The 25,777-nt window shown below is 33.8% G+C and carries 26 protein-coding genes and 1 riboswitch; of the genes, 1 reads left to right on the forward strand and 25 read right to left on the reverse strand.

Features of this window, described 5'->3' with window-relative positions:
- Window positions 1-160: 160 nt before the first annotated feature.
- From AN960_RS04775 to dsdA, 18 genes are all read right to left on the reverse strand, one after another.
- Window positions 161-1,030, reverse strand: a complete 870-nt coding sequence (locus AN960_RS04775; RefSeq protein ID WP_056467641.1) for an alpha/beta fold hydrolase — start codon at window positions 1,028-1,030, stop codon at window positions 161-163.
- Window positions 1,031-1,113: 83 nt separating this feature from the next.
- A complete protein-coding gene (locus AN960_RS04780; protein ID WP_056467643.1) occupies window positions 1,114-1,503 on the reverse strand; it encodes a YidH family protein in 390 nt (129 codons plus the stop codon).
- A 274-nt stretch (window positions 1,504-1,777) separates the two neighbouring features.
- Entirely contained in the window at window positions 1,778-2,968 is a 1,191-nt protein-coding gene (locus AN960_RS04785; RefSeq protein WP_056467645.1) for a M20 family metallopeptidase, read from the reverse strand.
- Window positions 2,969-3,014: 46 nt separating this feature from the next.
- Window positions 3,015-3,863, reverse strand: a complete 849-nt coding sequence (locus tag AN960_RS04790) for a MetQ/NlpA family ABC transporter substrate-binding protein (protein ID WP_056467647.1) — start codon at window positions 3,861-3,863, stop codon at window positions 3,015-3,017.
- The gene (locus AN960_RS04795; protein WP_056467650.1) at window positions 3,860-4,528 is read right to left on the reverse strand and encodes a methionine ABC transporter permease; all 669 of its coding nucleotides are present in this window, start codon (window positions 4,526-4,528) and stop codon (window positions 3,860-3,862) included. The genes AN960_RS04790 and AN960_RS04795 overlap by 4 nt, the downstream gene beginning before the upstream one ends.
- A complete protein-coding gene (locus AN960_RS04800; RefSeq protein ID WP_056467653.1) occupies window positions 4,518-5,534 on the reverse strand; it encodes a methionine ABC transporter ATP-binding protein in 1,017 nt (338 codons plus the stop codon). Before AN960_RS04800 ends, AN960_RS04795 begins: the two co-directional genes overlap by 11 nt.
- A gap of 175 nt (window positions 5,535-5,709) precedes the next feature.
- Window positions 5,710-5,827, reverse strand: a riboswitch (SAM riboswitch).
- 302 nt (window positions 5,828-6,129) lie between these two features.
- On the reverse strand, window positions 6,130-6,564 hold the full coding sequence (locus AN960_RS24755) for a hypothetical protein (RefSeq protein ID WP_082459371.1): 435 nt from the start codon (window positions 6,562-6,564) through the stop codon (window positions 6,130-6,132).
- A gap of 5 nt (window positions 6,565-6,569) precedes the next feature.
- Complete coding sequence (locus AN960_RS04810) at window positions 6,570-6,920, reverse strand: ASCH domain-containing protein (protein WP_056467658.1); 351 nt, start codon at window positions 6,918-6,920, stop codon at window positions 6,570-6,572.
- 224 nt (window positions 6,921-7,144) lie between these two features.
- Entirely contained in the window at window positions 7,145-8,380 is a 1,236-nt protein-coding gene (locus tag AN960_RS04815; protein ID WP_056467661.1) for a helix-turn-helix domain-containing protein, read from the reverse strand.
- A gap of 360 nt (window positions 8,381-8,740) precedes the next feature.
- Window positions 8,741-9,532 (reverse strand): sulfite exporter TauE/SafE family protein, encoded by a 792-nt coding sequence (locus tag AN960_RS04820; protein WP_056467663.1) that lies wholly within the window; start codon window positions 9,530-9,532, stop codon window positions 8,741-8,743.
- 68 nt (window positions 9,533-9,600) lie between these two features.
- Complete coding sequence (locus AN960_RS04825) at window positions 9,601-9,828, reverse strand: sulfurtransferase TusA family protein (protein ID WP_056467666.1); 228 nt, start codon at window positions 9,826-9,828, stop codon at window positions 9,601-9,603.
- Window positions 9,829-9,849: 21 nt separating this feature from the next.
- Window positions 9,850-10,977: an MBL fold metallo-hydrolase gene (locus AN960_RS04830; protein ID WP_056467669.1), complete on the reverse strand. Its 1,128-nt coding sequence runs from the start codon at window positions 10,975-10,977 to the stop codon at window positions 9,850-9,852.
- 43 nt (window positions 10,978-11,020) lie between these two features.
- Window positions 11,021-11,593, reverse strand: coding sequence for a sulfurtransferase TusA family protein (locus AN960_RS04835; RefSeq protein WP_056467672.1), 573 nt, complete (start codon window positions 11,591-11,593; stop codon window positions 11,021-11,023).
- A 54-nt stretch (window positions 11,594-11,647) separates the two neighbouring features.
- Complete coding sequence (locus AN960_RS04840; RefSeq protein ID WP_056467674.1) at window positions 11,648-11,944, reverse strand: rhodanese-like domain-containing protein; 297 nt, start codon at window positions 11,942-11,944, stop codon at window positions 11,648-11,650.
- Between the two features lie 21 nt (window positions 11,945-11,965).
- Window positions 11,966-12,442 (reverse strand): DsrE/DsrF/DrsH-like family protein, encoded by a 477-nt coding sequence (locus AN960_RS04845; RefSeq protein WP_056467677.1) that lies wholly within the window; start codon window positions 12,440-12,442, stop codon window positions 11,966-11,968.
- Window positions 12,443-12,568: 126 nt separating this feature from the next.
- Window positions 12,569-12,829 carry a metal-sensitive transcriptional regulator gene (locus tag AN960_RS04850; RefSeq protein ID WP_056467679.1) on the reverse strand — a complete coding sequence of 87 codons (261 nt, stop codon included), beginning with the start codon at window positions 12,827-12,829 and terminating at the stop codon, window positions 12,569-12,571.
- A gap of 211 nt (window positions 12,830-13,040) precedes the next feature.
- Entirely contained in the window at window positions 13,041-14,516 is a 1,476-nt protein-coding gene (locus AN960_RS04855) for an aminotransferase class V-fold PLP-dependent enzyme (protein WP_056467681.1), read from the reverse strand.
- 313 nt (window positions 14,517-14,829) lie between these two features.
- A complete protein-coding gene (gene dsdA / locus AN960_RS04860; RefSeq protein WP_056467684.1) occupies window positions 14,830-16,167 on the reverse strand; it encodes a D-serine ammonia-lyase in 1,338 nt (445 codons plus the stop codon).
- A gap of 194 nt (window positions 16,168-16,361) precedes the next feature.
- Between dsdA and AN960_RS04865 the strand changes: the two genes are divergently transcribed.
- Window positions 16,362-17,555, forward strand: coding sequence for a chromate transporter (locus AN960_RS04865; RefSeq protein WP_056467686.1), 1,194 nt, complete (start codon window positions 16,362-16,364; stop codon window positions 17,553-17,555).
- 128 nt (window positions 17,556-17,683) lie between these two features.
- On the opposite strand, the gene AN960_RS04870 is transcribed toward AN960_RS04865, so the two are convergent.
- Genes AN960_RS04870 through AN960_RS04900 form a run of 7 tightly spaced genes read right to left on the reverse strand, consistent with a single transcriptional unit; the run spans window position 17,684 to window position 25,752 of the window.
- Window positions 17,684-18,805 (reverse strand): glycerate kinase, encoded by a 1,122-nt coding sequence (locus AN960_RS04870; RefSeq protein ID WP_056467688.1) that lies wholly within the window; start codon window positions 18,803-18,805, stop codon window positions 17,684-17,686.
- Between the two features lie 12 nt (window positions 18,806-18,817).
- Entirely contained in the window at window positions 18,818-21,040 is a 2,223-nt protein-coding gene (locus AN960_RS04875) for a glycoside hydrolase family 65 protein (protein ID WP_056467691.1), read from the reverse strand.
- Window positions 21,037-22,071: a Gfo/Idh/MocA family protein gene (locus tag AN960_RS04880; RefSeq protein WP_056467873.1), complete on the reverse strand. Its 1,035-nt coding sequence runs from the start codon at window positions 22,069-22,071 to the stop codon at window positions 21,037-21,039. Before AN960_RS04880 ends, AN960_RS04875 begins: the two co-directional genes overlap by 4 nt.
- A 16-nt stretch (window positions 22,072-22,087) precedes the next feature.
- Window positions 22,088-22,882 carry a sugar phosphate isomerase/epimerase family protein gene (locus AN960_RS04885; RefSeq protein ID WP_056467696.1) on the reverse strand — a complete coding sequence of 265 codons (795 nt, stop codon included), beginning with the start codon at window positions 22,880-22,882 and terminating at the stop codon, window positions 22,088-22,090.
- A 53-nt stretch (window positions 22,883-22,935) separates the two neighbouring features.
- Window positions 22,936-23,994, reverse strand: coding sequence for a zinc-dependent alcohol dehydrogenase (locus tag AN960_RS04890; RefSeq protein WP_056467698.1), 1,059 nt, complete (start codon window positions 23,992-23,994; stop codon window positions 22,936-22,938).
- A 35-nt stretch (window positions 23,995-24,029) separates the two neighbouring features.
- Entirely contained in the window at window positions 24,030-24,884 is an 855-nt protein-coding gene (locus AN960_RS04895) for a carbohydrate ABC transporter permease (protein ID WP_056467701.1), read from the reverse strand.
- On the reverse strand, window positions 24,868-25,752 hold the full coding sequence (locus AN960_RS04900; protein ID WP_056467704.1) for a carbohydrate ABC transporter permease: 885 nt from the start codon (window positions 25,750-25,752) through the stop codon (window positions 24,868-24,870). The genes AN960_RS04895 and AN960_RS04900 overlap by 17 nt, the downstream gene beginning before the upstream one ends.
- Window positions 25,753-25,777 lie beyond the last annotated feature (25 nt).

Consider the following 25,777-nt stretch of genomic DNA (forward strand, 5'->3'; position numbering starts at 1 on the left):
TTATTATTTATAAAAAAGGGGCGATCATATCAACTACAAATAAAAAGTGTAGCCATGATCCCCCCACATAGTTCATACAATTAAAAAGGCCGCTCCTTAGTCTGTTAACCCGGCATATGGAACAACCTACAATTTCAGATCTATCGCATAAAACCTAAACTTATTTTAAAAATTTATCAATAATTGAGATTTGATCATTAGTATTTAAAGCAGGTGCATGACCAACTTTAGGTATTGTTTCCATTTGGAACTTTTGCGTTTCCTTCATTTTTGATGCTACATCAAGTGGCAAGACGTCCGAAACTTCTCCCCGAATGAGTAAAATCTTGGACTGAATAGCCTCCCAGTAATTCCATAAAGTTAAATCCTCAGTATGCTGAAATTGTAATGCAATTTTAGGATCATAATCTGGGCCTATTCCACCCTCATCTCTTCTACGGCAAGAATTTTGCGTAAAGTCATTCCATTCTTCTTCACTTGAAACACCAAAAGAATGATAAATTAATTTATAGTAATTTTTCAATTCAGTAAATGTTTTAAATTGCGGTGGTGAACCAACATAGCTAATAATTCTCTTAATTCCTTCAATATCTTGTGGTTGGTTTTCTGAAGCACCTGCCCCAATATCATTTAATACTAAATGGGAAATACGATTTAGATGTTCCGGCGTACCAGAAAGTCGCATTCCAATTGCTCCACCCATCGAAGTTCCTACCCAACGAACTTGTTCAATTTCTAAACGATCTAATAAACCAATGGCTATATTTACATAGTTTTCAAAACAGTAATCTTGCTCAGGAGAAGTACTCCACTGACTTAATCCTCGTCCAATCGTATCTGGGCAAATTACATGATAGTCCTTAGCTAAATGACGAGCTAAAATATCAAAATCCCTGCCATTTCTAGTTAAACCATGCCAACAAACAACTGTTGGATTTTTTCTTTCTCCCCATTCTGTAAAATGAAGTTCCATTCCATTAATCGATTCAAACCGAGATTCAGGATAAAAAATATCAATCACTCCATTCATTTTAGTGTCCACTTTATGTAATATTCGATTTTTATAAAAATATCCCTATAAAAACTACCGATAAAAAATGAAACGATTCGGGTCTATTTATATAATAATAATGACAAATACAACACAATCATGAATATTAAAAAAGAAAATAGAATTGATACAAGAATAATTGAATTATGAGTAGGTAAAAATTTTCCATTTTGAATTTCTTTCCGCTTTTTACTGTACAGAATAGTAGCTAATACACCCGTAATAAAACCAACAATACATGCATATATGCCAAGAAAAATTGCTAATGTATTAATGAATTGGTTATCACTAATTTTAATTGTAAAGTGTAGTGAAGTTGTTAAAAATCCTACACCAGTAATTGAGATCGCAGTACGCAGCCATGCTAAATATGTCCTTTCGTTTGCTAGATGCTGTTGTGCATATTTAACACTTTCATCTGAGAAATCCTTTACTTTATTTAAAGAAACCATATTAAATTACCCCTATCAAAGATTTATAGAGTGATAAACTTGTAGAAAACATATCTAAGTTTTAGTTTAATCTTTAAAATTTAAGATTTAGTAAAATTGAGGTTACGTTTAGATAAAATTGAAATGGGGTAATGTAAATCTATATTATTTACTAAGGAGTTAACAGAAGACTTCTATATAAATAGAAGAAATAACGTCATAAGACTGGGCTATCAAAAATAAAACGGTCAAAAAGATGGTAATTTCCGTCCATCTTTCTGACCGTTCAAGCTAACTATTTTTCTGTTTGCTGAAATTCATTTTGAACCTTTTCCAAAAGGTTTTTATCGGTAATTAAACGATAGCCCGTTAGAGCCAATGCTTTTGCTCCCGTAACTAGAGCATGATCACCAAGTGGCGACCTCGCAGCTTCACGGAATTCATTCGTATGAGCAATTAAATCATCAGGTCCAATTTTAATATATGCGTGAGAAGTCGGAACAACGTGGCTTACGTTTCCGGCATCAGTAGATCCAAGCCCGCCGCTTTTGCTATTCACTACTTCACCCAATAGGCTTAGTTCTTCACCTACAATCTCATCAAGAGATTGATTGATAATAAAATCATGGACTTCATTTTGAAATCTTTCAATTTTCACAGTACTGCCAGTTGCAATTGCTGCTCCTTCGGCAATATTACGAATCTTAGTGGATACTTCCTCCGTTCTTTTCCAAGTACTAGCACGGATGAAAAATCTTGCTGAAGCATACTCTGGAATAATATTTGGTGCATCGCCTCCATGAGTGATAATTCCGTGTATGCGAACATCACTAGTAAGCTGCTGACGAAGGGCGTTAATTCCATTGAATAACTGGATTACTGCATCTAAAGCATTAATTCCATGTTCTGGAGACCCAGCAGCATGTGCTGCTCTTCCATAAAAATGGAAGTCTAAAGGATCTACTGCCAAAGATGGAGTCGACAAACCAGTTTTACCACTTGGGTGGAGCATAAGAGCTGCATCAACGCCTTCTAGTAATCCATTTTTTACAAAACTCCCTTTTGCACTTCCGTTTGGTCCACCCTCTTCTGCTGGTGTTCCAAATATGACAACCTCTCCTCCGATCTCAGAAATGACTTCAGCAAGAGCGATTCCTGCTGCTACACTCGTTGTTCCAATAATATTATGTCCGCATGCATGACCAAGACCAGGTAGTGCATCATATTCTGCTAAAAAAGCGATAGTTGGGCCTTGCTTAGATGACGTTTTTCTTGCTACAAAGCCTGTTTCATGCCCTGCAATATTACGTGTGACATCGAAACCAGCTTCTACTAAAATTTTAGAATGTGTTTCTGATGCAAAAAATTCTTGATTGCCAATTTCAGGCTTCTCATGAATCTTGTGGCTAATTTCAAGATAAACTTCCTTCGATTCCTCAATACTTTTCACAATTTGCTCTCTTTGTGTTTCAATTTTGACTGTCATTTAAACTTTTCTCCCTTCCATTCTTTTAAATAAGCATGAACTAGTTTTATAGATTTTTAATTTTATCAACCGAAATAACTACTGGAACCGTAGCACCTTTGTCACGTTTAATAATGTAATCATGAACTTCTTTTGATTGATAAGCCTTTACAATCTTTGCAAAGTCCTTGTCATTTTTATTCTTCGTACGAGATGCAATAACATTGATATACGGCATAGCTGCTTTATCATTAGGATCTTCTTTATAAAGTGGGTCCTTTGCAGGGTCTAAGCCCGCTTGAACGGCGAATCCATTATTGATGATCGCTGCTGCCACATCATCCAATGATCTAGCTGTTTGCCCTGCAGCAATCGGTTTGATTTTTAAATGCTTAGGATTTTCTTTAATTTGTTCAATACTTCCTTTAGGGTCAAAATTATCTACTAAACTAATTAACTTTGAAGATTGTAATAGTTTAAGTGCACGGCCAGCGTTCGTAACATCATTTGGTATCGTAATCGTTGCTCCATCTGGAATATCACTTAGCTCTTTAAATTTATGTGAGTAAATCCCCATTGGCGCAATCACTGTCGAGCCAATCGCTGAAATATCTAAATTATGATCGCCTTTAAATTGGTTCATATAAGTAATCGTTTGAAAAGAATTTAAATCAAGGCTACCGTCATTAAGTGCTGTGTTAGGCTGAACATAATCTGAAAATGATATAATTTTCAATTTAATCCCTTCATTTTTCACTTGTTTTTGTACAATATTCCAAAGTTCATAATCATCACCGTTAATACCAATCTTAACTGTTCTCTCTTTTCCATTACCTGATGATACATTAGAACCACATGCTGATAATACCGAAACCGTTAATAATAATGCTGCAAAAATAGTAAAAAACTTTTTCATCCTCTTTTCCTCCTTACGTATCTTGACCACGTATTTCCTAAACTTTGTATGAGTTGAACAATAACTACTAGTAAAACAACTGTAATGACAATAACCAATGTTTCAAAGCGCTGATAACCATATGTAATAGCTAAGTCACCTAATCCCCCAGCACCAACAGCACCAGCTGCCGCAGTCGATCCAATCAATCCAATCGTTGCTGTTGTAAATGATAGAATCAACGATGGAATCGCTTCAGGTAAAATAAACTTCACGATGATTTGAAACTTTGTTGCTCCCATTGAATAGGCTGTTTCCAGCACTCCCTTATCCACTTCTAGCATGGAATTCTCAATCAATCTTGCCAAATAAGGTCCTACAAAGATTGAAAGCGGAACAATTGCTGCAACTACGCCAATGGACGTTCCCGTCAATAATCTAGTAAACGGTATAATGGCAACTAGTAAAATAATAAATGGTACAGATCGAACAATATTTATAATGGTATTTAACAACGTAAATAAAGGTTTGTTTTCCATTATATGACCTGGCCTTGTTACAACTAGGATAATACCTAAAGGTAATCCTATAATTGTGCCAAAAATAAATGACCCTAGTACAGTTAGAAATGTATCTTGAGTTGCCTGCAAAAACTGCGGCCAAAAGAATTCCCAATTAAGCTCCATTTAACTCAACCTCCCTTACATCTATCCCCTTTTCCGAAATAAATTTAATAGCTTTTGCGCTTTCCTCTTTTGTTCCTTCTAGTGCCACAAGCAAATTCCCATAAGGTCTTTCTTGTAGCTCTGTAATCGATCCATAAAGAATGTTTAAATGAATATCGAATTTTTTAAGAACCTCCGATAATAGTGGATTGGCTGCCTTTTCACCTAGGAAGACTAATTGATAATATTTCCCCTTTGATAATTTTTTCGATAACTTAGACGGCACCTCATTTTGTAATACAGTGTTAACAAAATTCTTTGTAATACTTTTTTGTGGATTCGTAAAAACGTCGTAAACATTACCTTCCTCGACAATTTCACCATCATCAATGACAGCCACTTTATCACATAAATCACGAATTACACTCATTTCATGGGTAATAAGAAAAATTGTAAGATTATAGGATTTATTTACCTTCCTTAAAAGCTCTAATACATTCTTTGTTGTTTCAGGGTCTAATGCAGATGTAGCTTCATCACATAGCAACAGATCTGGGTCTGTTACAAGTGCCCTTGCAATTCCAACTCTTTGCTTTTGTCCCCCCGATAAGTGCCCCGGAAATACATCTTGCTTCCCTGTCAGTCCAACAAATTCAATTAATTCCATTACCTTTTCCTGAACATCCCGTTTCTTCTTTCCTTCAAGGTATAGCGGCATTGCGATATTATCAAATACCGTTTTGGCTGAAAGTAGATTGAAGTGTTGGAATACGACACCAATTTTTCTACGTGTCTTACGTAACTCTTCATCATTTAATGTCATTAAGTTCAATCCATCTATCAGAACTGATCCTTCTGTTGGCTCTTCAAGTCTATTTAAACAACGAATCAATGTACTTTTTCCCGCTCCGGAAAAGCCAATGATTCCATAGATCTCACCTTTCTCAATTTTCATATTAATATTATTTAAAGCTTTAATTGGTGGCCTTCCAGGATAAACCTTGGAGACATTTTTAATCTCAATCAAATTTCTTCCTCCAATGCAAGTTATTCCAAACATTATAACTAAGTAAACACATTTGAAAACTAGGTTTTATAATTATATTTTCTCCTTTTTCTCCTATGGCAACTCATCAAAAAACCCCCCTTCTTATCCAATAAGACAGATAAGAAGAGGGGTTATAATATATAAGCCACTTTACTTCTTATCTTTCAAATCGCTTAAACGATTTGCAGGAATTAGCACGGTATTTGTTTCGGAACAACAAACCCGTTGCCGAGGTATCGTAGGGCCAGTCCCTCCACCTCTCTGGATAAGTAATAGAATTTATTAAGTTTTTAAATTATTGAGTTCATGTTATCTCTCTTTTTATAATACGTCAAGAATTATTTTTAAATTTTTTAGAAAAAATTGTGTTTGAAAATAGCATTTTTTTTACGAGTATTGTTTGAATCAGGTCTTAGGTCCTTTATATTCAAATCAAAAAACTATTTCATATTCCGTTTGAAATAGGTCTATATACTTATTTTTTTGAGTTTTTATTAGTATTTCATTTAAAAGAAGGCAAAAAAACAGACAAGTCTTCTTTGATAAGAGAACCTGTCTGCTTTTTGAATCATTCCTACCATAATGCAGGCTTTACTACCATAAACCATAGCATAACCATCAAAAGAACGATGTAAATCCAGATTGATCGACGAAGCTTCTGAATTAGCATTCTCTGGTCATGGGTTGGTTCACTGAATTTCCGAATGGTCGGTGAAAAGGCTCTAGCTAGGAAAAATAATGAACTCACCAAAAGAAGAATCGTCATCACAATCCAAGATGTCTTCCACGACCAATGACCCACTAGTACCAACAAAACCCCTGATCCAACCAATACATGCCCAGCATGCTTTGCCAATCTGACAGCAAACCGGAATACATCCAAATAAATCTGTTGTATCGCAGACTTTGAGGTATGCAGCTTTTTGAGTATCGGAATCAATACAAAAAAAGGGCCAATCGATAGGATTACACTAGCAATATGTATATAAAGAAGAAATCTATACAGCATGAAAATTATTCTTGGATGAGACGGAACTCATGAACCCATACCCTCATTTTTGGCAACCAAGGCATCCCAGGGTGGATTGAAAGGATCGATTGTTTATACTCTTCTACTGTCGCATAGCCTTCTTGCTTAGCATCCTCATCTGTCAATTCACCAAGGGATTGAGAATAAACTTTTTCAACAACATACTGATTATTTTGAAGGGTCATCACTTCCCCAACATCTGCATATCTTCCGTTTCGGCGAGTAGCAGTTTTTTGTCCTGCCAATACTTTTTCAACATCCTCTTGAAGCGTAACAAGGCGTTCAATTGTACATGTTTTTGGCGGTAAAGCGTTCGTTTCATTCTGATTTGTCATCTAATTCATTCTCCATTTCAATTTAAATTTATCGTAAAGACTTAAAAAAAAACGACTAGTTCCATTTTAATTAAATTAGTACAAAATTAGCAAATTTTTATGAAAGATATTTGAAACAGCAATAAGTTACACAAGCATAGCATAAAATAACACCCTTTAAAACCAACGTTGCCTCGATCTACTTTATTGGGTTCAGTCTAATCAAATATGTGCTTTTATCTTCCCTAAATATTCTCTTCTAAAATAAACTTAGATAGATTGATTGCTTTCGCATAATTCTTAGTTTCTATGTAGTTGTTATATAATTTTTCGACATATGTTTTAAAAACAACCATATTACTTACTGACTGTAAATAGATTAAGGCTGTCTTCTCCATAAAAATATAATACTGATCGAGTTTATCCTCTATAAGATAGATTAAAAGTCGGAATAATATTTTGAATAAACTGGAGTCCAATTTTTCTGCAATAGCTTTTCCTTCATTAGCTTTTTTAAGCAAATCATTTTTCTGTAGTAAATTCCCCAAAAAACTACTTTCCAAATAGTTATACAAGTATTTAACGTATTTATAAGAAGACCGATCTACCATATCAAGTGTCACCTTAAATAATATTTGCGCGTTTTCAAAATCTTTTCTCTTTAAGTATAAATCTGCTAAGTTATTTTGCAGTAAGATTTTTCGATCAAGTGCATTCACTCTTTCAGAGGCTTCAATAAGGTTATGATATGATTCCAAAACTTCCTGAAAATCAAAGCTCTTTTCGTTTCCTTTTATTAGAAGTAAGATTGCCTCCGCATCAATTGCTCTTAAGTAGTTATACGTTTTCTTGAAGTACTTCAATGCTTTTTCTGCGTAAACATATGTCATGATTGATTTAGGATTAACCTGGTAGTAGCCTAGTGACAGGTAGATATAGTATTCTAGATTCCCAAACTCACTCTTATTGATATTTTTTAATACTTGAATAGACTTTTCGTAGTTATCCGTTTTTCCATATAAAATGCCCCATACAAGCCATTTCAAGTTCTTTTCAAAAGGGGGAAGATCTGGATGTTTTTTTTGAATATCCTTTAAAATGGTTTTTGTCTTTTCAAATTCATTCTGCAGGAGATAATATCTTGCTTGAAGTAATTGGAAGAGCGGAGCATATTTAGAAAAATTAATGATATAATTTTTTTCAATATCTTTTTTGGCTTTCTCCACCTCGATCATGTTTTGCTTAATGATTGATGTATGCCAACTATTTAACTTCTTTTCTATGTTGTTAAAGTAGTTAAGTTCATTTTGTATATCAATTTTTAAGCGCTCGGAAAATAACTCAATTATTTCTTTAGAATATTGAGTTTCACCTCTTTCAATTCTACTAACATGAGTGGATGTACAAATGTCTTTTCCAAGCTCCTCCTGAGTTAGGCCTGCCCTTTTGCGATAAAATTTTATGATTTCCCCTTCTTGCATGAATTTCTCCCTCTTTAAAACTTAATGATAATATAATTATGTAGTTCCTAGAAAAATGTAGTAGCTATACTAAAAGAGCTTTATTCCTTATAGAATTTATCAAATCTTCAAATTATTTTACCATAATCTTACTTTTAATTCTTAAAGAACATTATTTAATTTTTTACTTGTCCTTTTTCCATCATCTTTCCAGTTACATCAATGAAAAAAGCATTGGTGATTATGATTTTCCTCACTAACCTATTAATTTCTCCTAATCTGTAATTCGAAAAGTTAGAAGCAAGGAATGTGATACATGCCAATAAAAAAACAGAAAAACTCTCAAAAATAGTTTTTCTGTTTTTTACAGTTAACCTTTATTCAACTAATCCATGATTTAATAATCGTAAACCAAATTTTCAAAGCAGTAAAACCAATTAAAACTGCCAGAATTCCTCGTAAAACCTGCGTTTTTGTTTTTTTGCCTATTTTTGCACCTAATGGTGAGGCGATTAAGCTTGCAATTACAACAATAATAGTAGGCAACACTTCAACTTGACCAGTAGAGATTTTCCCGATCGTTACGCCAATTGAAGAAATAAATGTGATTGCAAGTGAAGAAGCGATTGTCACACGAGTTGGTATTTTTAAGATTGTTAACATGATTGGTACTAACAGAAATGCTCCTCCTGCACCAACAATCCCTGCACTAGTGCCCACAACAAATGCTAGGCCAGCCGCAAGCCATACATTAATTGAAATTTGACCATCTGCTGACATCTCGACGTTTTTTCGAGGAATAAACATTAATACGACCGCAATCATTGCTAAAATTCCGTAAACAAGATTAATCCCATGCTCTGAAAGTAGATTTGAACCGAATCCACCAAGAAAACTTCCTATTAGGACACTTATTCCCATACTTAATATTACTTTTTTGTTTAAAAAACCGCTTTTACGATAGCTTAATACTCCACCTAAAGTTGCAAATACTACTTGGACAGCACTTATACCTGAAACTTGATGAGGAGTAAAAGCAGCAAATCCTAATAATGGAGGAATAAATAAGAGCATTGGATAATTTATAATTGCTCCACCAATTCCTACCATTCCTGAAATAAAGGACCCAAAAAAACCAACTAAGAAAAGTACTAAAATTAAGGTCCACTCCATTTTAAGTCCCCCTATAATAGAAAAGGAGATGTAACTCTTAACTCTCCTTTTCCACTTAATCTATTTACTTATCCTTTTTTAATCCAAAATTTTAAAACATTGTCTTCTTCTGTATAATTTAATAATTCGTGTCCACCTGATTTAGCCCAAGCTGCAAGGTCATTTTTAGCACCTTTATCAGTAACATGAATTTCTAGTACTTCGCCTGCTTCAATCTCTGCAATTGCTTTTCTTGTTTTTACAATTGGAATTGGACATGCTAAGCCCTTTGCATCTAATAATTTTGTAGATTCCATATTATTTTCCTCCAAGTTTCATTATCGTACTGCACAGCGATTTGGACCGATTTCCATTTCTCTCTGTTTTTCTTCATTTAAGCTAATTTTACCCATATTTACTTCACGGATTTCTTGATATGAGTTTGGTTGTGGTGGTAAGTTCTCAGTTACTAACTTTCTAAATTCACTTTCACTCTCAATGTTCAACCCATGATTCTGATCAAACAAATATCCGAGTTTTTTATAAACACTACCATCTTCGTTCAGTTCACTAATCACCATAAAGTGTGATGGAAGCACGGTTAATTCAAGCGATAAATTTCTGTATTTTTTATATAGGGTTTCACGTAAGTCCCTTACCCAATCCTCTGCCATACCAGCAAGATCTGGTCTCCCAATTGAATCGATAAATAAAATATCACCTGAAAGTAAGAACTTTTCATCAATAACAAATGAAGTCGATCCGATTGTATGACCTGGTGAATAAAAAGCCTCAATACTGATTGCTGTTTCACCAATCATTACCTTATTCCCATCTTCTAATGGACTATATTCAAAAGTAACCTCTGTAGCATCCTTTGGAGGCAACCAGTAAGTTGCTCCTGTAATCTCAGCAATTTTTCTTCCACCAGAAATATGGTCTGCATGAAGGTGAGTATCAAATACATTTGTGATTTTTGCGTTCTTTGTATTTGCAAAATCAATGTAGATATCCGTCATTCGAGTGGAATCAATTATAGCAGCCTCATTACTTGAGATAACCATATAGGATAAACATCCCTTACCAATTCTGACAAATTGATACAGTTCTCCACCGTTTTTCAAATCTGCAATTTTTACTGGTTCTAGATGTTCACTCCACTCTTTCATACCGCCTTGAAGGTAAGCTACGTCTAGTCCCTCGTCTGAAAGCATCTCTGCAATCATGATGGAAGAGCCTTCTTTAGCACACACAACTAAAACATCTGTACTTGTAGGAATCTTATCTAATATATCTTCAACTCCATCAAGTAAATCAAAATAAGGTATATTTAAATGTTCAAAATTTGAACCTTCTATTTTCCAATCATTATAATCGTCAGTATTTCGGACATCTAAAATGAATAGTTCTTCTTTATCAAATATTTTTTTTGTAATCTCTTTTGCAGACATTGATTTGACTGCCATCCTCAATACCCCCTATAGTATAATTTTTTTCAAAAAAATTAGATTAACCTTTTATGCTCACTGTTTCCCCAGACCACTCAGTCATTCCAGGTACTACATTAAACACGTTTGTAAAACCACTCGAAACTAATAATTGAGCAGCAAAATCACTACGGTTACCTGTTCTGCAAATGATATAAATTTCGTTATCTTTATCTAGCTCTGACAATCGGTTCTCTAATTCACCTAAAGGAATCGATATCGCATTTGGTATATGATTAAATACATATTCTGCTTCTTCTCTTACATCTAAAACGATTATATTTTCATTTTGTAGCTTCTCGTTTAAATCATCGTTCGTAACTACATTTTCAAACTTTTTTTCAATTGTATTTTCATCTGAAGATTTTCTTAAATAATGAAGCAATACTTCTCCATTTTCGATTGTTCCTAAGTATTGATTTCCCGTGCTATCCGCCCAAGCTTTAATGTCTGCTTTAGATCCTTTATCCGTCGCTTGAACCTCAATTACTTGCCCATTTTCTAATTCCTTCATTGCTTTTCTAGTTTTCACAATCGGCATTGGACAAGCTAATCCTTTTGCATCCAATTTCACGTTTGATTTAATCAGTTCCATCTGACAACCTCCATACTTAAAATACCACTTGGGGTATCTATTTAATCAAAAAAATTATTCTACGTTGCCGAACCAAGAAAGCATTCCGCCTGCCATGTTTTTAACGTTAAACCCTTGAGATTGAAGAAATTCCGTTGCACGACCACTTCTAGCTCCTGAACGACAAACCATAATATATTCTTTTGATTTATCTAATTCGTGTAGTCGAAATTCGATTAATCCAAGTGGAATATGAATAGCTTCTTGGATTTTCCCTGCTGCAACTTCATCTACCTCACGAACATCGATAATAGTTACATCTGTTCCAGTTTTCAATTCATTTTCAAGCTGAATCGCAGTAATTTCTTTCATGTTATTCAAATCCTTTCAAATTTAAATGAATAAATTAACCTGACCTTCTTCTGCTTCACCAATATAAGCTGCAACACCTGCATATTGAATATTTTCTAATAACTCTTCGGTTTGTAGACCTAACAGATCCATTGTCATTGTACATGCTACTAAATTTATATCTTGCTCTTGAGCCATTTCAATTAATTGCGGTAAAGGTAGTGCATTATGCTTTTTAATAATATCCTTAATCATTTTTGGTCCAAAACCAGCAAAATTCATTTTAGAAAGACCCATTTTATCAGCGCCTCTAGGCATCATCTTTCCAAACATCTTTTCAATAAAACCTTTTTTTGTTGCTACATGCTCACCTTTACGCAAAGCATTTAATCCCCAAAATGTATGAAAAATAGTTACTTCATGATCAAAAGCTGCTGCACCGTTTGCAATAATGTAGGCAGCCATTGCTTTGTCATAATCTCCACTAAATAAAATAATATTAGTTTTCTTAGTTGTCATATTCTTTCTCCTTATCGTTCTTTATACCCACTAGGGTATGCAACAAAACAAAAAAATATATTTATATATACTATTACCCCTATGGGTATAGGATATTAAAAATAAAAAATGGTGTCAATTTATATTTTATCTACTTTTTACAAGTAAATTTACTGCTTCTTTCACTAGATCTTCGGCATCCTGCCCGTTTTCATTCGCATTTCGGACACAATCAACTAAGTTTGAACTTACTACTACTCCAATCGTACGATCCAAAGCTGATTTAACTGCTGATAACTGTGTAATAACATCTTTACAGTCTTTGTCTTCTTCCATCATTTTTAAAATTCCACGAATCTGTCCCTCAATTCGCTTTATTCTATTTTTTACTGGATCATCATATTTCATTAAATCACCCCTAACTAAAGAAAACTAAATAAAGCCTAAGCATTTATTTTAGAATATATGTGCAATATTCTTACTTAGAATATATACCCCTTAGGGTATAATGTCAATCAATTAATTTTATATAAATTAATCTTCTTTTAGTGAGTGAAAAGTAGATATGAACAAAAAAGATCACAATAATGTGATCTTTTTTTCGGGTTACTTTGAAATTTTAAGATTTTACAGTCATTTCAATCTCAAAATAAGTACCGACTTCCATAACTGCTTCGTCTTTATGGATAAAGTCATTTTTCTCTTTTAAATAAATATAATCTTTAGACCATTCGCCAATATTTTGAATTATATCTTTTAAAGCATTAGTGAATACGACTACTTCCTCATTCGTCGTCGTTGGATGAACACTCATACGAATCCAACCAGGCTTAACACTAATATTTCCATTATCAATTTCATCTGTAATTGCTTTAGACATTTCCTTTGTTATATTTAGTAGCATATGTCCATAAGTACCTGCACATGAACAGCCACCTCGCACTTGAATTCCGTAACGATCATTTAATAATCTAACGACTAAATTATGATGAATATCTTTTAAATAAAAGGAATAAAAACCTAAACTTGGATTGCTTGAATCTTCAAGTAACATTACATTTTCACTTGTTCTAAGCTCCTCTAAAACGATATGTGCCAATTCTTCTTCACGACTTAAAATATTCGCTGTACCCATTGCATTTTTTACCTTAATTGCAAGAGCTGTTCTAATTGTTTGCAGAAACCCTGGAGTACCTCCATCTTCTCTTTCACGAATATTGTTAATGTATTTTTTCTCACCCCATGGATTTGTCCATTCAACAGTTCCTCCGCCTGGATGATCTGGAATTTTATTTTGATACAGTGAAGAGTCAAATATTAAAACACCACTGCTACCAGGTCCTCCTAAAAACTTGTGTGGAGAAAACAGAATTGCATCCAGCTTTTCCATTGGATCATTAGGATGCATGTCAATGTCAACATATGGTGCAGAAGCAGAGAAATCCACAAAACAAACGCCATTATATTCATGCATCAGTCTAGCTAGTTTATGATAAGGTGTAATTAATCCAGATACATTAGAACAAGCACTGAATGATCCGATTACTCTTCGTTTATTTTTATAAAACTCAAGTCGTTCTCTTAAAGAATCTAAATCAACTACGTTGTTCGCACAATTAGGTACAACTTCCACATCACAAATCGTTTCTAACCACGAAGTATGATTGCTATGATGCTCCATGCTTGTTATAAAAACAACTGGTCTTTCTTCCTCAGGTATACTTAAGCGGAAATGGAAATTTTCATGTATTTTCAGCCCTAAAATACGTTGAAACTTATTCATAACGCCAGTCATTCCTGATCCATCTGTTATGATTGTGTCGGAAGCGCTTGCATTCACATGTTCCTTTATGATCTGTAATGCTTCATGATAACAATTCGTCATCGTGCTTCCAGTTATATTTGATTCCGTATGCGTATTTGCAACATATGGCCCAAAAGTTGAAACTAATTTTTCTTCAACAGGTCCATATAACCTACCGCTCGCAGCCCAATCTAAATAAATAATTTTCTTTTCACCAAATGGCGATAAGAATGTTTTTTCATTTCCAATAATCTCTTTTCTAAATTGTGAAAAATACTTTTCTAAATTCAATTTTATCGCTCCTAATAAGAAAATGTTTTGTGCTTTTTAATCGGAAGGCTCTGTTTAGTTATTATGATAAAACCGAGTATTCCAATACCCAATAGGGTATTATATAAAATGCACTGAAGCCAGTCCGCTCATGACGGAATGGCTTTATTAAAGTAATTAATTAATTTTTAAACAGAACCAATTAAAAAGAAAATATCTTGCGTCAAAATCTAAATAGAAAACTTATTTACATATACAAATATATGTCAAATTATTCTGCATTAAAAGAATTTTTTCACTTTTAAAATATTAGTAAAATTTTACACTATCTATTTTATTTAAAAAGAGACCCTTTTTGATAGTACTCTTTCATCATTTTTTCTGGGACCATACTACCACCTGTCCCCCAAATAACATGGGTACTATTCTTCATTTTTTTCAACAAATTATTTTTTAGTAAATAATTATGGCCCTCATTAAATAATTTAATTGGACCGATCATACCAGCTAGCGCTGACGGTTCTAAATAAAGATCCTCAGTATCAGCTAACTCTTTTAACATTGTATATAGTTTTTCATCACTAATTGTATAGCTACCACTTAAAAAAGGCTCAATGATTTTTCCCACAAAGCCAGATGGTCTCCCTACAGCTAGGCCATCTGCATCTGTTTTATTATCAATACCGAAATCTTGTACAGAAACTTGATCATGAAGTCCAGTCATTAATCCAATCAACATACATGGAGAATGAGTTGGCTCGGCAAAGAAGCAATGAACATTATCTTTGAATAATAGTTTCAAACCAAATACAACACCACCAGGACCTCCTCCAACTCCGCAAGGTAAATAAACAAATAGTGGATGATTTTCATCAATTGTAATGTCTAATTCTTCAAATTGCTTTTTTAAACGTGAAGCTGCTACTGCATATCCTAAAAATAAATCATTTGAATTTTCATCGTCTACAAAATAACAATTAGGATCTGCTTCTGCTTGTATTCGACCTTCTTCTACTGCTTTACTATAATCCGCCTCGTACTCAATGACATTTACGTTTTTACTTCTAAGTAAATCTTTTTTCCATTGCTTTGCATCCGCTGACATATGTACCGTTACTTTAAAACCTAACTTTGCACTTATTATTCCAATACTCATACCTAAATTACCTGTAGACCCTACTGCAATTGAGAAGTTTGAGAAAAACTCTCTAAAAATATCACTATCTATTTTTGAGTAATCATCATCAATCGTTAATAATTGATGCTCTAAAGCTAGGCTTTCGGCATGCTTTAATATTTCATAAATGCCACCTCTTGCTTTTATTGACCCTGATATTGGTAAATGGCTATCACATTTTAAAAATAATTCTCCTAATATAGTTTGTTGAAAGTTTTTCTCTAACGATTGTTTCATAGAAGGAATTTTTACTAAAGGAGACTCAATAATGCCATTTGTATCTTTTGTTTCTGGAAAAACTTTTGAAATATATGGAGCAAACCTTTTTAATCGTTCATCTGCATCGTTTACATCCTCTTGAGTAAGTGGTGACTTTTTAATTGCTTTTTGAAACATCTCAAAATTTGGATTCAACCAAAGATATTCCTCTAATTCAATCAGTTTTTTTAAGATTGGATCATTTTCTATATATTCCTGAATATCAATTCTTTCCATCTATTTTCCTCCTAGACTTTAACAGTTTATATGTAGTTTAGCAGATATTATTACAAGAACAATAACGTTGTTTTCAAAAAGAGTTTCTAGAATAACTTTGATTGTTAATCTTTTGTAAATTCCCATCAAAAGAGATTGGTTTAGATTTTGATTCAAACTATACTATTTTTATGTATCAGTTGTTGGAGGGAAATATGAATCCTTATGATAAAAATAGTAAGTTATATCTTTTGTTAGAAATACTTATTGTTTCTACTAAACTAGGTTTAACTTCTTTTGGTGGACCGATTGCTCATTTAGGTTATTTTCGTGAAGAATATGTAAGAAGAAAAAAGTGGATTGACGATCCAAACTATGCTGACTTAGTCGCTTTGTCACAATTTTTACCTGGACCAGCAAGTAGCCAAGTTGGTATTGGTATTGGTTTAATACGTGCAGGGGTCTTAGGTGGCATTGTCTCGTTTATTGGATTTACATTACCTTCAGTCATCGCACTTATATTATTTGCACTATTATTACAAGACTTCGATATAAAAAATTCAGGTTGGATTCATGGACTAAAACTGGTTGCGGTACCGATTGTTGCACAGGCTATTTTAGGTATGGTAAAGAACTTGACGCCTGATTTAAAAAGGAAAGCTCTTGCTTTGTTTGCATTGATTGTTACATTAATATGGCAAACAGCATTCTCTCAAATTGTTGTCATTTTAATTTCTTCAATTGTAGGTTATTTTCTATATCAAGATAATGATAACAGTGATAAAACTACACTCACTACGAATATCTCAAAAAAGTTTTCTGTGTTTTGTTTAGTTATATTTTTTATTTTATTGGCAATATTGCCTTTAATTAATTCCTTAACACCATCAAAATGGATCGCTATATTTGATAGTTTCTATAGAGCAGGATCAATGGTATTTGGTGGAGGCCATGTTGTTCTCCCTCTCCTTGAACGTGAGTTCGTTCCTACTGGATGGCTAAGCAAAGAAACATTTTTGGCTGGATATGGTGTCACGCAGGCTGTACCTGGACCATTATTTACGTTTGCAGCCTATTTAGGAACTGTTATGTTGGGCTGGCGAGGAGGTTTAATTGCAACGATTGCCATCTTTTTACCTGCTTTCCTACTTATTTTAGGTACTCTCCCATTTTGGTCTAGTATGCGTCGTAGTTCGAAATTAAGGAGAGCTTTATTAGGCGTAAACGCAGCAGTAGTTGGGATTTTAATTTCAGCTTTTTGTAATCCAATATGGGTCAGCTCTGTATTTTCGATTTTTGACTTTGTAATCGTAGCAATCTTATTTAGTTTGTTAGTAATTATGAAATTACCACCATTGGTTATTGTACTTGTAGGAGCAATTAGCGGAGAAATTTTATCTAGAATTTAAATTAACTTTGGTTGAATAAAGCCGTTCAAGCATTAGAAGAACAGCGTCTTGCCATTTTTAATAGAAGGGCAAATCCAATAAAAAAGCAGAAAAACTTATACAATGTTTTTCTGCTTTTTTATTTTCAATTATTTTAATAATACAGCTATATTTCTCGCAGTTCTTTCAATATTTTCAAATGCGTTCTTCATAACATCTTCAATCGGTAAGATTGCAGGAATTGTAGGAAAAATGGCATCGATTCCGTGTTTATACATTTCCTCTATTCCATCACCTATACTTCCACAAATGGCAATTACTTTTGCATTAGATGGGGCACAAGCAGCCGCCCCAACAGGTGCCTTACCAAAAATTGTTTGTCCATCCATTCTGCCTTCTCCTACAATTATGATGTCAGCATCCTTACAGATTTCTTTAACATTTAATTGTTCAAGAACCAGTTCGATCCCTTTTTTGATTGAAGCATTTGCGAATAGCATTAGGCCTGCACCCATGCCCCCACCAGCTCCACTACCGGGGAACTCTGAGACAGATTTATTTAGATAATCCTCGGCAATCTGATAGAAATTTCCCATTGCTTCATCCATTGTAGCTAATTGTTCCTCAGAAAGTCCTTTCTGTGGTCCAAATATATAGGTTGCTCCATTTCTACCAATCAATGGATTAACAACATCTGCCGCAATCGTGATTTTCACATTATCTAGTAGTGGTGGCTTGTTTTCATCAGACATTGAAGCTACTTTTAGCAATGCCTCACCATTACATTCAATTTCCCCACCATTTTGATCGAAGAATTGGTAGCCTAACGCTTGAGCCATCCCAATCCCACCATCATTTGTTGAGCTACCTCCAACACCAACAATAAGCTCAGAAGCTCCACGCTCAATAGCATAAAGAATTAATTCGCCAACACCAAAAGAAGTAGTTTGTAATGGATCACGTTTTTCAAGTGGTACAAGATGCAAACCACAAGCTTCAGCCATTTCGATAAATGCCGTTTTATTATCCTTAGAAAATGCAATTTTAGCTTGAACAGTTTCATTAAGTGGGCCTGTTACATTAATGGTCTCTACTTCTCCACCATTTGAAGCGATTAAAGCTTGAACAGTGCCCTCCCCTCCGTCAGCCAATGGTAATAAATGATACTCTGCATTCGGGAATACGGTATGAAAGCCTTTATGAATGGCATTAGCTACATTCGTTGCATCCAAGCTTTCTTTAAAGGAATCCGGTAATATAACTACTTTCATTTGTCCTCCTCCTTAAAGTGAAGCGATAATTTGATCTGTTAAGTTAAATAATTCTCCGTTAATTTCAATCGCAACTTCTGTATCAGTTTGTTTAGTCACCGTTACAGATTCGTGCGTAATTGAAATCTCAAGATTTATACCTTGCCAATGGAACGGGAAAGAAAGTTTGTCCCAATTTTTAGGTAAGTTTGGATTAATCTTTAACTTATTAGCTTCCACCGTAATGTTTGCAAAACCAAAGATTGTTGCTAACCAATTAGCACCTAGAGATGCTGCATGAATTCCTTCATCGGATGACTTCGGATTAGGTCCTAAATCGATTAAGCAAGCTTCTTGAAAAAGTCGATAAGCATTTTCTTTTTCGCCATATCTTGCAGCAACAATTGCATGAATCGCTTTACTAAGTGATGAATCATGAATTGTATGCTCCTCATAATAATGCAAATTCTTTTTGATTACATCTTCTTCAAATAAATTTGGGAATAGATATAGTAACATAACTACATCGGCCTGTTTTAAAATCTGCATCTCATTTATTTCTTGTCGTGAATAATCAAAGAGTATTGCCTGACTACCTTGTGTCTGTTTATAAATCGATAAATCAATCTCAGGTTTTGTTAAAAATGTATCATCCTGTGGAATAATCTTGTCTTCGTTTGGTTGTGGTAAGTAAAGTCGATTTAAAAAGTCATTTCCGCTCTTTACTAGGTCTTCTTCGATTTTATTATATTTTTCCATATAGCATAATGCTTGTTGAACATTATAATAAGCCATATAGTTCGTATAAGCATTGTTGTTAATATGTTCTGTATATTCATCTGGTCCAATTACATCATTAATTGAAAGTAGTTCATTTTCAGCAGTCGTACGACTAATCCAAAAACGTGCAGTTTCCTTTAACAATTCTAAACCTTCATTTGCCATAAATACTTCATCATGTGTATTTTCATAGTATTGACATACTGCAAATGCAATATCAGCTACAATATGATGCTCAGCTATAGACGAAGCAACCTTTTGACGAGTACCAGTTAATATATTAATAGCTGCATATTCAGGAGTTTCCTCCATTCCAGAGTATGCACTTTCCCATGGGAAAAGAGCTCCAGCATAACCATTTTTAGTAGCCTTATCTTTTGCTTCTTTTATATGAAGATATCGATATGTTAATAATTTTCTTGCTACTTCTGGTTCAGTGAATAAGTGAAAAGGTGCAATAAAAATTTCCGTATCCCAAAATACATGTCCTTTGTATCCTTCACCTGTTAAACCTTTTGCTCCAACACTAAATCTTTCATCATGTGATGGTGTCATTATTTCAATATGGTAAAGTGAAAAGTCTATTGCGATTTGATCAATCTCTTCCTTTGAAGAAATGCTAACACGCTTTTGTTCCCAAAAATGATTCCACTTAATAGCTGAACTTTCTAGTAGACGATCGTATCCAACTGAACTATTGTCTTGAACAGCCTGAATACTAGCTTGTGCAGGTTCTTGTTCTAACTTATCAATTGAAGTATAGACTGCACTTATTTTTTCTAATTCGAACGGCTGATCAACGGTTAAATCTTGTTTAATGATTGCCATAAGTTGACGATTCTTTGCCACAAAAGAAACATCACTAGTTCTAGGTACATTACACGAAGTTGCTAAAGCGATTGTATGATTACTTTCAGTCGTTCTATATACAGCATGCATTATTTTTTTATCGATTACACGAATATTTTCTTCTAAAAGGTGTTGCTTTCCAAAATTGGACGTTTGTGCATCAATACCAGTTGTTATTTTAATTGATGCATCGCAATCCAAACTAATCACAGTAATTTTTGATGCAAGTAAATGTAAATTATCTTTTGAAACAAACCGTTGAAATTTTAAACAAAAACGGTTACTATCTTTGTTTTTCCATACGACTTCTCTTGTTAGTTCACCTTTTTGCATATTTAAAATACGCTTATAAGATAGGATTTCACCTGTAAGGACAGAAAAAATCTCACCATTTATTTCAATTTTCATACCAATTAGATCTGGTAAATTTACGATTTCTGTAACATCATTTGATGTGAATTTATTATAAACCCCTGCTACGTACATTCCTCGAGTTTGTTCTGAATAATATTCCTCATGACTTGCTCGTAAACCTAAATAGCCATTTCCTAAAGCCATAATCGTTGCGTACTTATTAATAGATTGTAAATCAAATTTATTTTCGTTAATTACATTTACTTCTTTCATAAAGATATACTCTCACCTTTTTCAGCTGATTGATAGATCGCTTCAACAAGTTGTTGGATAGCATAACCTTGTTTTCCATCTGCTAACATGACATTCTTACCTAAACAACGATCAACAAAAGCAGCCATGCTTTTCGAATGGCGATCAGGATCAGCCTCTTCTCTCTTTAAAAGAGTTACAAGCTCTCCTTTTTCATCTGTGTAGATTTCCGCAGGGAACAACAAAGCACCAGCTTGATCTCCACAAAGCTCTACATTCATTTCTGATTTTTCTTTTATATTCAATGCAAAGGATGTTTCTAATTGAATTAAGCATCCATTTTCTAATTCAATATAAGAAAATAAAGAATCTTCTACTTCAAATTTTGAAGGATCCCATTTACCAAATGCTCCTTCATCTTTCTTATGACCAATTTTCTGAAACATTTTTGCTGTTACTTTTTTAACTTTTGGATAGTCCAAAACGTATAGTGCAGTATCAAGCATATGGATTCCTAAATCGATTAGTGGTCCTCCACCTTGGATCTCTTTATTAGTGAAATTACCCCAACCTGGAATTCCATTTCGTCTTAAAGCCTTTACTTTAACAAAATAAATATCACCTAATAAACCTTGCTCTATTTTTTCTTTTACGATCGATACATCATCAGCAAAACGATGATGAAAATCATAGGCAAGTATACGTCCCTTCGCTAGCGCTGTTTCATACATCTTTCTAGCATCTTCAGCTAAGATAGCAGGTGGCTTTTCACAAAAAACATCACAATTATTTTCTAATGCTTGCATAACACTTTCAAAATGATATTTATTTGGAGTGCAAACACTAACAATTTCAGGACTTTCTTTTGCATACATTTCAGTAGCATCAGTGTAATAGTTAGGAATATTATTACGCTCTGCAAAGCTCCTTAGTGATTCCTCATTTAAACCAACTACTGCAACAACTTCTAAATCTTCTCTAGTTTTATAGTAAGCAACGTGAACTGTTTCAGCTATTTGTCCCCCGCCAATAATAGCTACTCTCTTCTTAATCACAATGCTACTCCTTTCAACTTAAAGCTTCTTTTATATGATGAAATGCTTTAATGTACTCATCCTCTAAGTTATTTCCACGTACTCGACATTCAAATGTTAAATAACCATCATAGCCATCTTTATTTAATTGCTCAAAGTGCTTTTTAAAATCTAATGATCCACTCCCTGGTTGGAAGCGATGATTATCTGCAATGTGAATATGTTCAACTAAGTCACGATTATTGTGAAGTGCTTCTGATATACTATCCTCTTCAATATTCATGTGATAAAAGTCCGCAATTATTTTCACATTTTTAAACTGATTATCTTCAATATATTTACGTGCATCAACTAAAGTATTAATCATATGATCTTGATATCTGTTTAATGGTTCTAAGTAAATTGTCGTTCCCGTTTCACCTGCTACTTTATCTAGAAATACTAGTGATTCAGTAACAGCTTTTCGGTCCCCTTCTAAGCTTCTTGGTGAAGTCATAGGTGGTAAACGGAATGTAAACATCCCCCATGCCGCTGGAACGACAATCCCTTTTCCTCCCACTTCTTTTAATGCTTTTAAAATCTCTTCAATATCAGCTAACCCTTTTAATCGACGCTCTTCAATAAAGTCGCCAATCCAACCATAATAACCACCACAAGCTGTAGTTACAGGTAAACCAGTCTCAGTGATTGCCTCTTTAACCTCATCTAAATGATCAACTAAATATTTACCATCAATTTCAAAACCTTCAAAACCAATTTCTTTTAAATAGCTAAATTTTTCCTTTATGTTATCTGGGAAAAAGGCTTGATTTTGTGTTCCAATTTTCATCTTTATTCACTCCTAAATAGAGGGGAGTGCTATACACTCCCAAAACTCTTCTTTTACTTATTAAATTGAACACCCATCTTAATACTTAGTTTTGGTTTTTGATCAACAAATTCCATATATGATTCAGCAACTTCGTTAAATGAAACAACTGGTTCAATTAAATCTTCACAATTTAAATACCCGTTCATTAATAATTCCCAACAAGTATTTTCGATTCGTTTACGTGACCAACGTGGATAATCTGGGTTCGGTTCACTACTGCCTCGTGAAAATACAATTTTTGCATTGTTAAAGTGAGCTTCACGACCAAGATTAAATCCTTCAGGGAAAGGTTTAGCAAATGCAATATAAGAAATTGTTCCACCGTATGCAATTCCTCTTAACGCTGCTTGAAGTGCACTTGAAACACCACTAGTTTCTATAATTGAATCTGCACCCAATTTATTTGTTATTTTTTTAATTTCGTATCCTAAATCGCAAGCTGTTGGATCAAAGCAATAGTCAGCTCCATTTTTTAAAGCGATATCACATCTATGACTAATCGGATCTACACCAATTACAATACCAGCGCCAGCTTTCTTTGCTAATTGAATTGCAATTTGTCCAATCGCACCTAAACCGACAACTACTACATAATCACCTGCTCTAACATTTGCGTCTCTAACACCGCTCATCGCAAATTGTGCTGGGTCATAATAAACGGCATTCTTCCATGTAGAACCTTCTGGCATTTTTCGTAATTTATAGTTATCTACAGCATTAACAATTACAGTTTCCATAATTGGACCATAAGTACAAACTTGATCACCTAATTTATACTCAGTCACTTCATCACCAATTTCACAAATGCTACCTACAACCATATTTCCTAATTGAAATTCTCCAAATACGATTCCGCGTGCAGAGCCTTCTTCACGTGGCATAAACATTTTCCACTCTTCATTGAACTCCTCATCAATAAATGGGCTAAGTCCTCTAAAATCAACCACTTCCGTACCATGCTTTGGTGATGCGAACTCTACTTTAATTTTTACTTCATTAGGTTGTACTGGGCGATCTTCGTACTCGACTAATGCTGCAACTCTCGGTTCAACTGCTACTAATTTTTTCATATTATTTCATCCTTTCAGTAAAAAATTGTTTCGAATTAACCTTTAACTCCACCTTCAGTTAAGTTTCCTTTTATAAAGTGCTCGGATAATGCATACATAATAACTACCGGTAAAGCAGTAACTAAAGATGCTGCCATCATACGACCCCACACATAATCTGGTGTACTAAATAAAGTATTTAAACCGATTGGTAACGTAAAGTTTTCTGAACTTGATAAGAAAATTGATGCAAATAAATAATCATTCCATGCAATCATAAATGCATATACGAAAACAGATACGATCCCTGATATTGACAAAGGAATAATAATATAGAAGATTATTTTTAAGCGACTAAGACCATCAATCATAGCGGCTTCTTCTAAATCTTCAGGTATTGTATCGAAATAACTCCTTAACATAAAAATCGCTGTTGGAAGAGTTTGCACAATCATCGTAATAATCAATGCAATTTTTGTATCATATAAGCCAAAGCCAGATATTATTTTGAATAAAGGAACTACTAGTAAAATCCCTGAAAACATATATACAGTGTAAAAACTAGCATTAATCGTGACTCTTCCTTTAAATTTCAGTTTCGATAATGCGTACGCTCCTAATATTCCAAGTACTACTGATAATGAAGCTGCTATTATTGAAACGATTAAACTATTTTTGAAGTAGTTTAAATATGGGAAAATTGTTGGGTTAAAAATGTCAATATAATGCTGGAAAGTCCATTCATGTGGCAATATTGTCGGATTTGTTGCAATTGCTTCTTTTGAACTTTTTAATGACGTCATTAGCATAATAAAGAATGGAAATAACATGATCCCTAGTATTAGAATCAGCACAACGTAGAAACCAGTTTTCTTAATAATTTTATTTCTTTTGCTACTTACTGCTGCCATTTAAGTTCACCCTCTTTCTTGATACGATAATAACAATGAATAAGATAATGAATAAGATTACTGAAATTGACGATGCTTTTCCTAAATTATTGAAAGCAAACGCTGTTTCATATAAATAAATACCTAAAATATTTACTTTGTTTGTTAATAAGTAAACATCTGTAAACATGTAGAACATCCAAATAAATCGTAAAGTTACAACCGTTAGTAATACCGGCATAATCGCTGGTAAAGTTACAACTTTAAACTTTTGCCAAAGTGAAGCCCCATCAATATCAGCAGCTTCGTATAATGTTTTATCAATCGTTTGCAAGATTGCTAAAAACGAAATAAACGCATAAGGGAAATACTTCCAAATTGCAAAAACGACTACAACTATAAAACTACTAACTGGATTGTCAAACCATAATGGTGCACTTTTAAAAAGATGGAAAACATCTGTACCTAAGTAATTAATAATCCCATATGAGTTATTAAACATATATTTCCAAGCAAAAACTAATGAAATAGATGGCGTTACATAAGATAAGATAATTAAAGACCTGGCAGTTTTACGAAACTTAAATGGTCGATTAAAGAATAACGCAACACCTAGACCAACTACAGTACTACCAACTACAGTTAAAACTGTATATAGAATGGTAATTCCTAAAGATTTATAAAACTCAATATCTTTTATAACATCCGTGTAATGAGACAAACCAACAAACTTAGCTGGTAATCTAGGGTTAATTGGCTGATCAAAGAAACTTATTTTAATATTAGATAACATCGGATAAGCAACAAGTAATAATAGTAGGAAAATACTTGGTAAAAGCAGTACCATTGCTAGCTTTATATCAGATTTTTTTCGGACAATCGGTTTCATACTACCTCCTAAAATACAATCTACT

The sequence above is a fragment of the Bacillus sp. FJAT-25509 genome (assembly GCF_001420605.1).
Taxonomy (GTDB): domain Bacteria; phylum Bacillota; class Bacilli; order Bacillales; family Bacillaceae_G; genus Gottfriedia.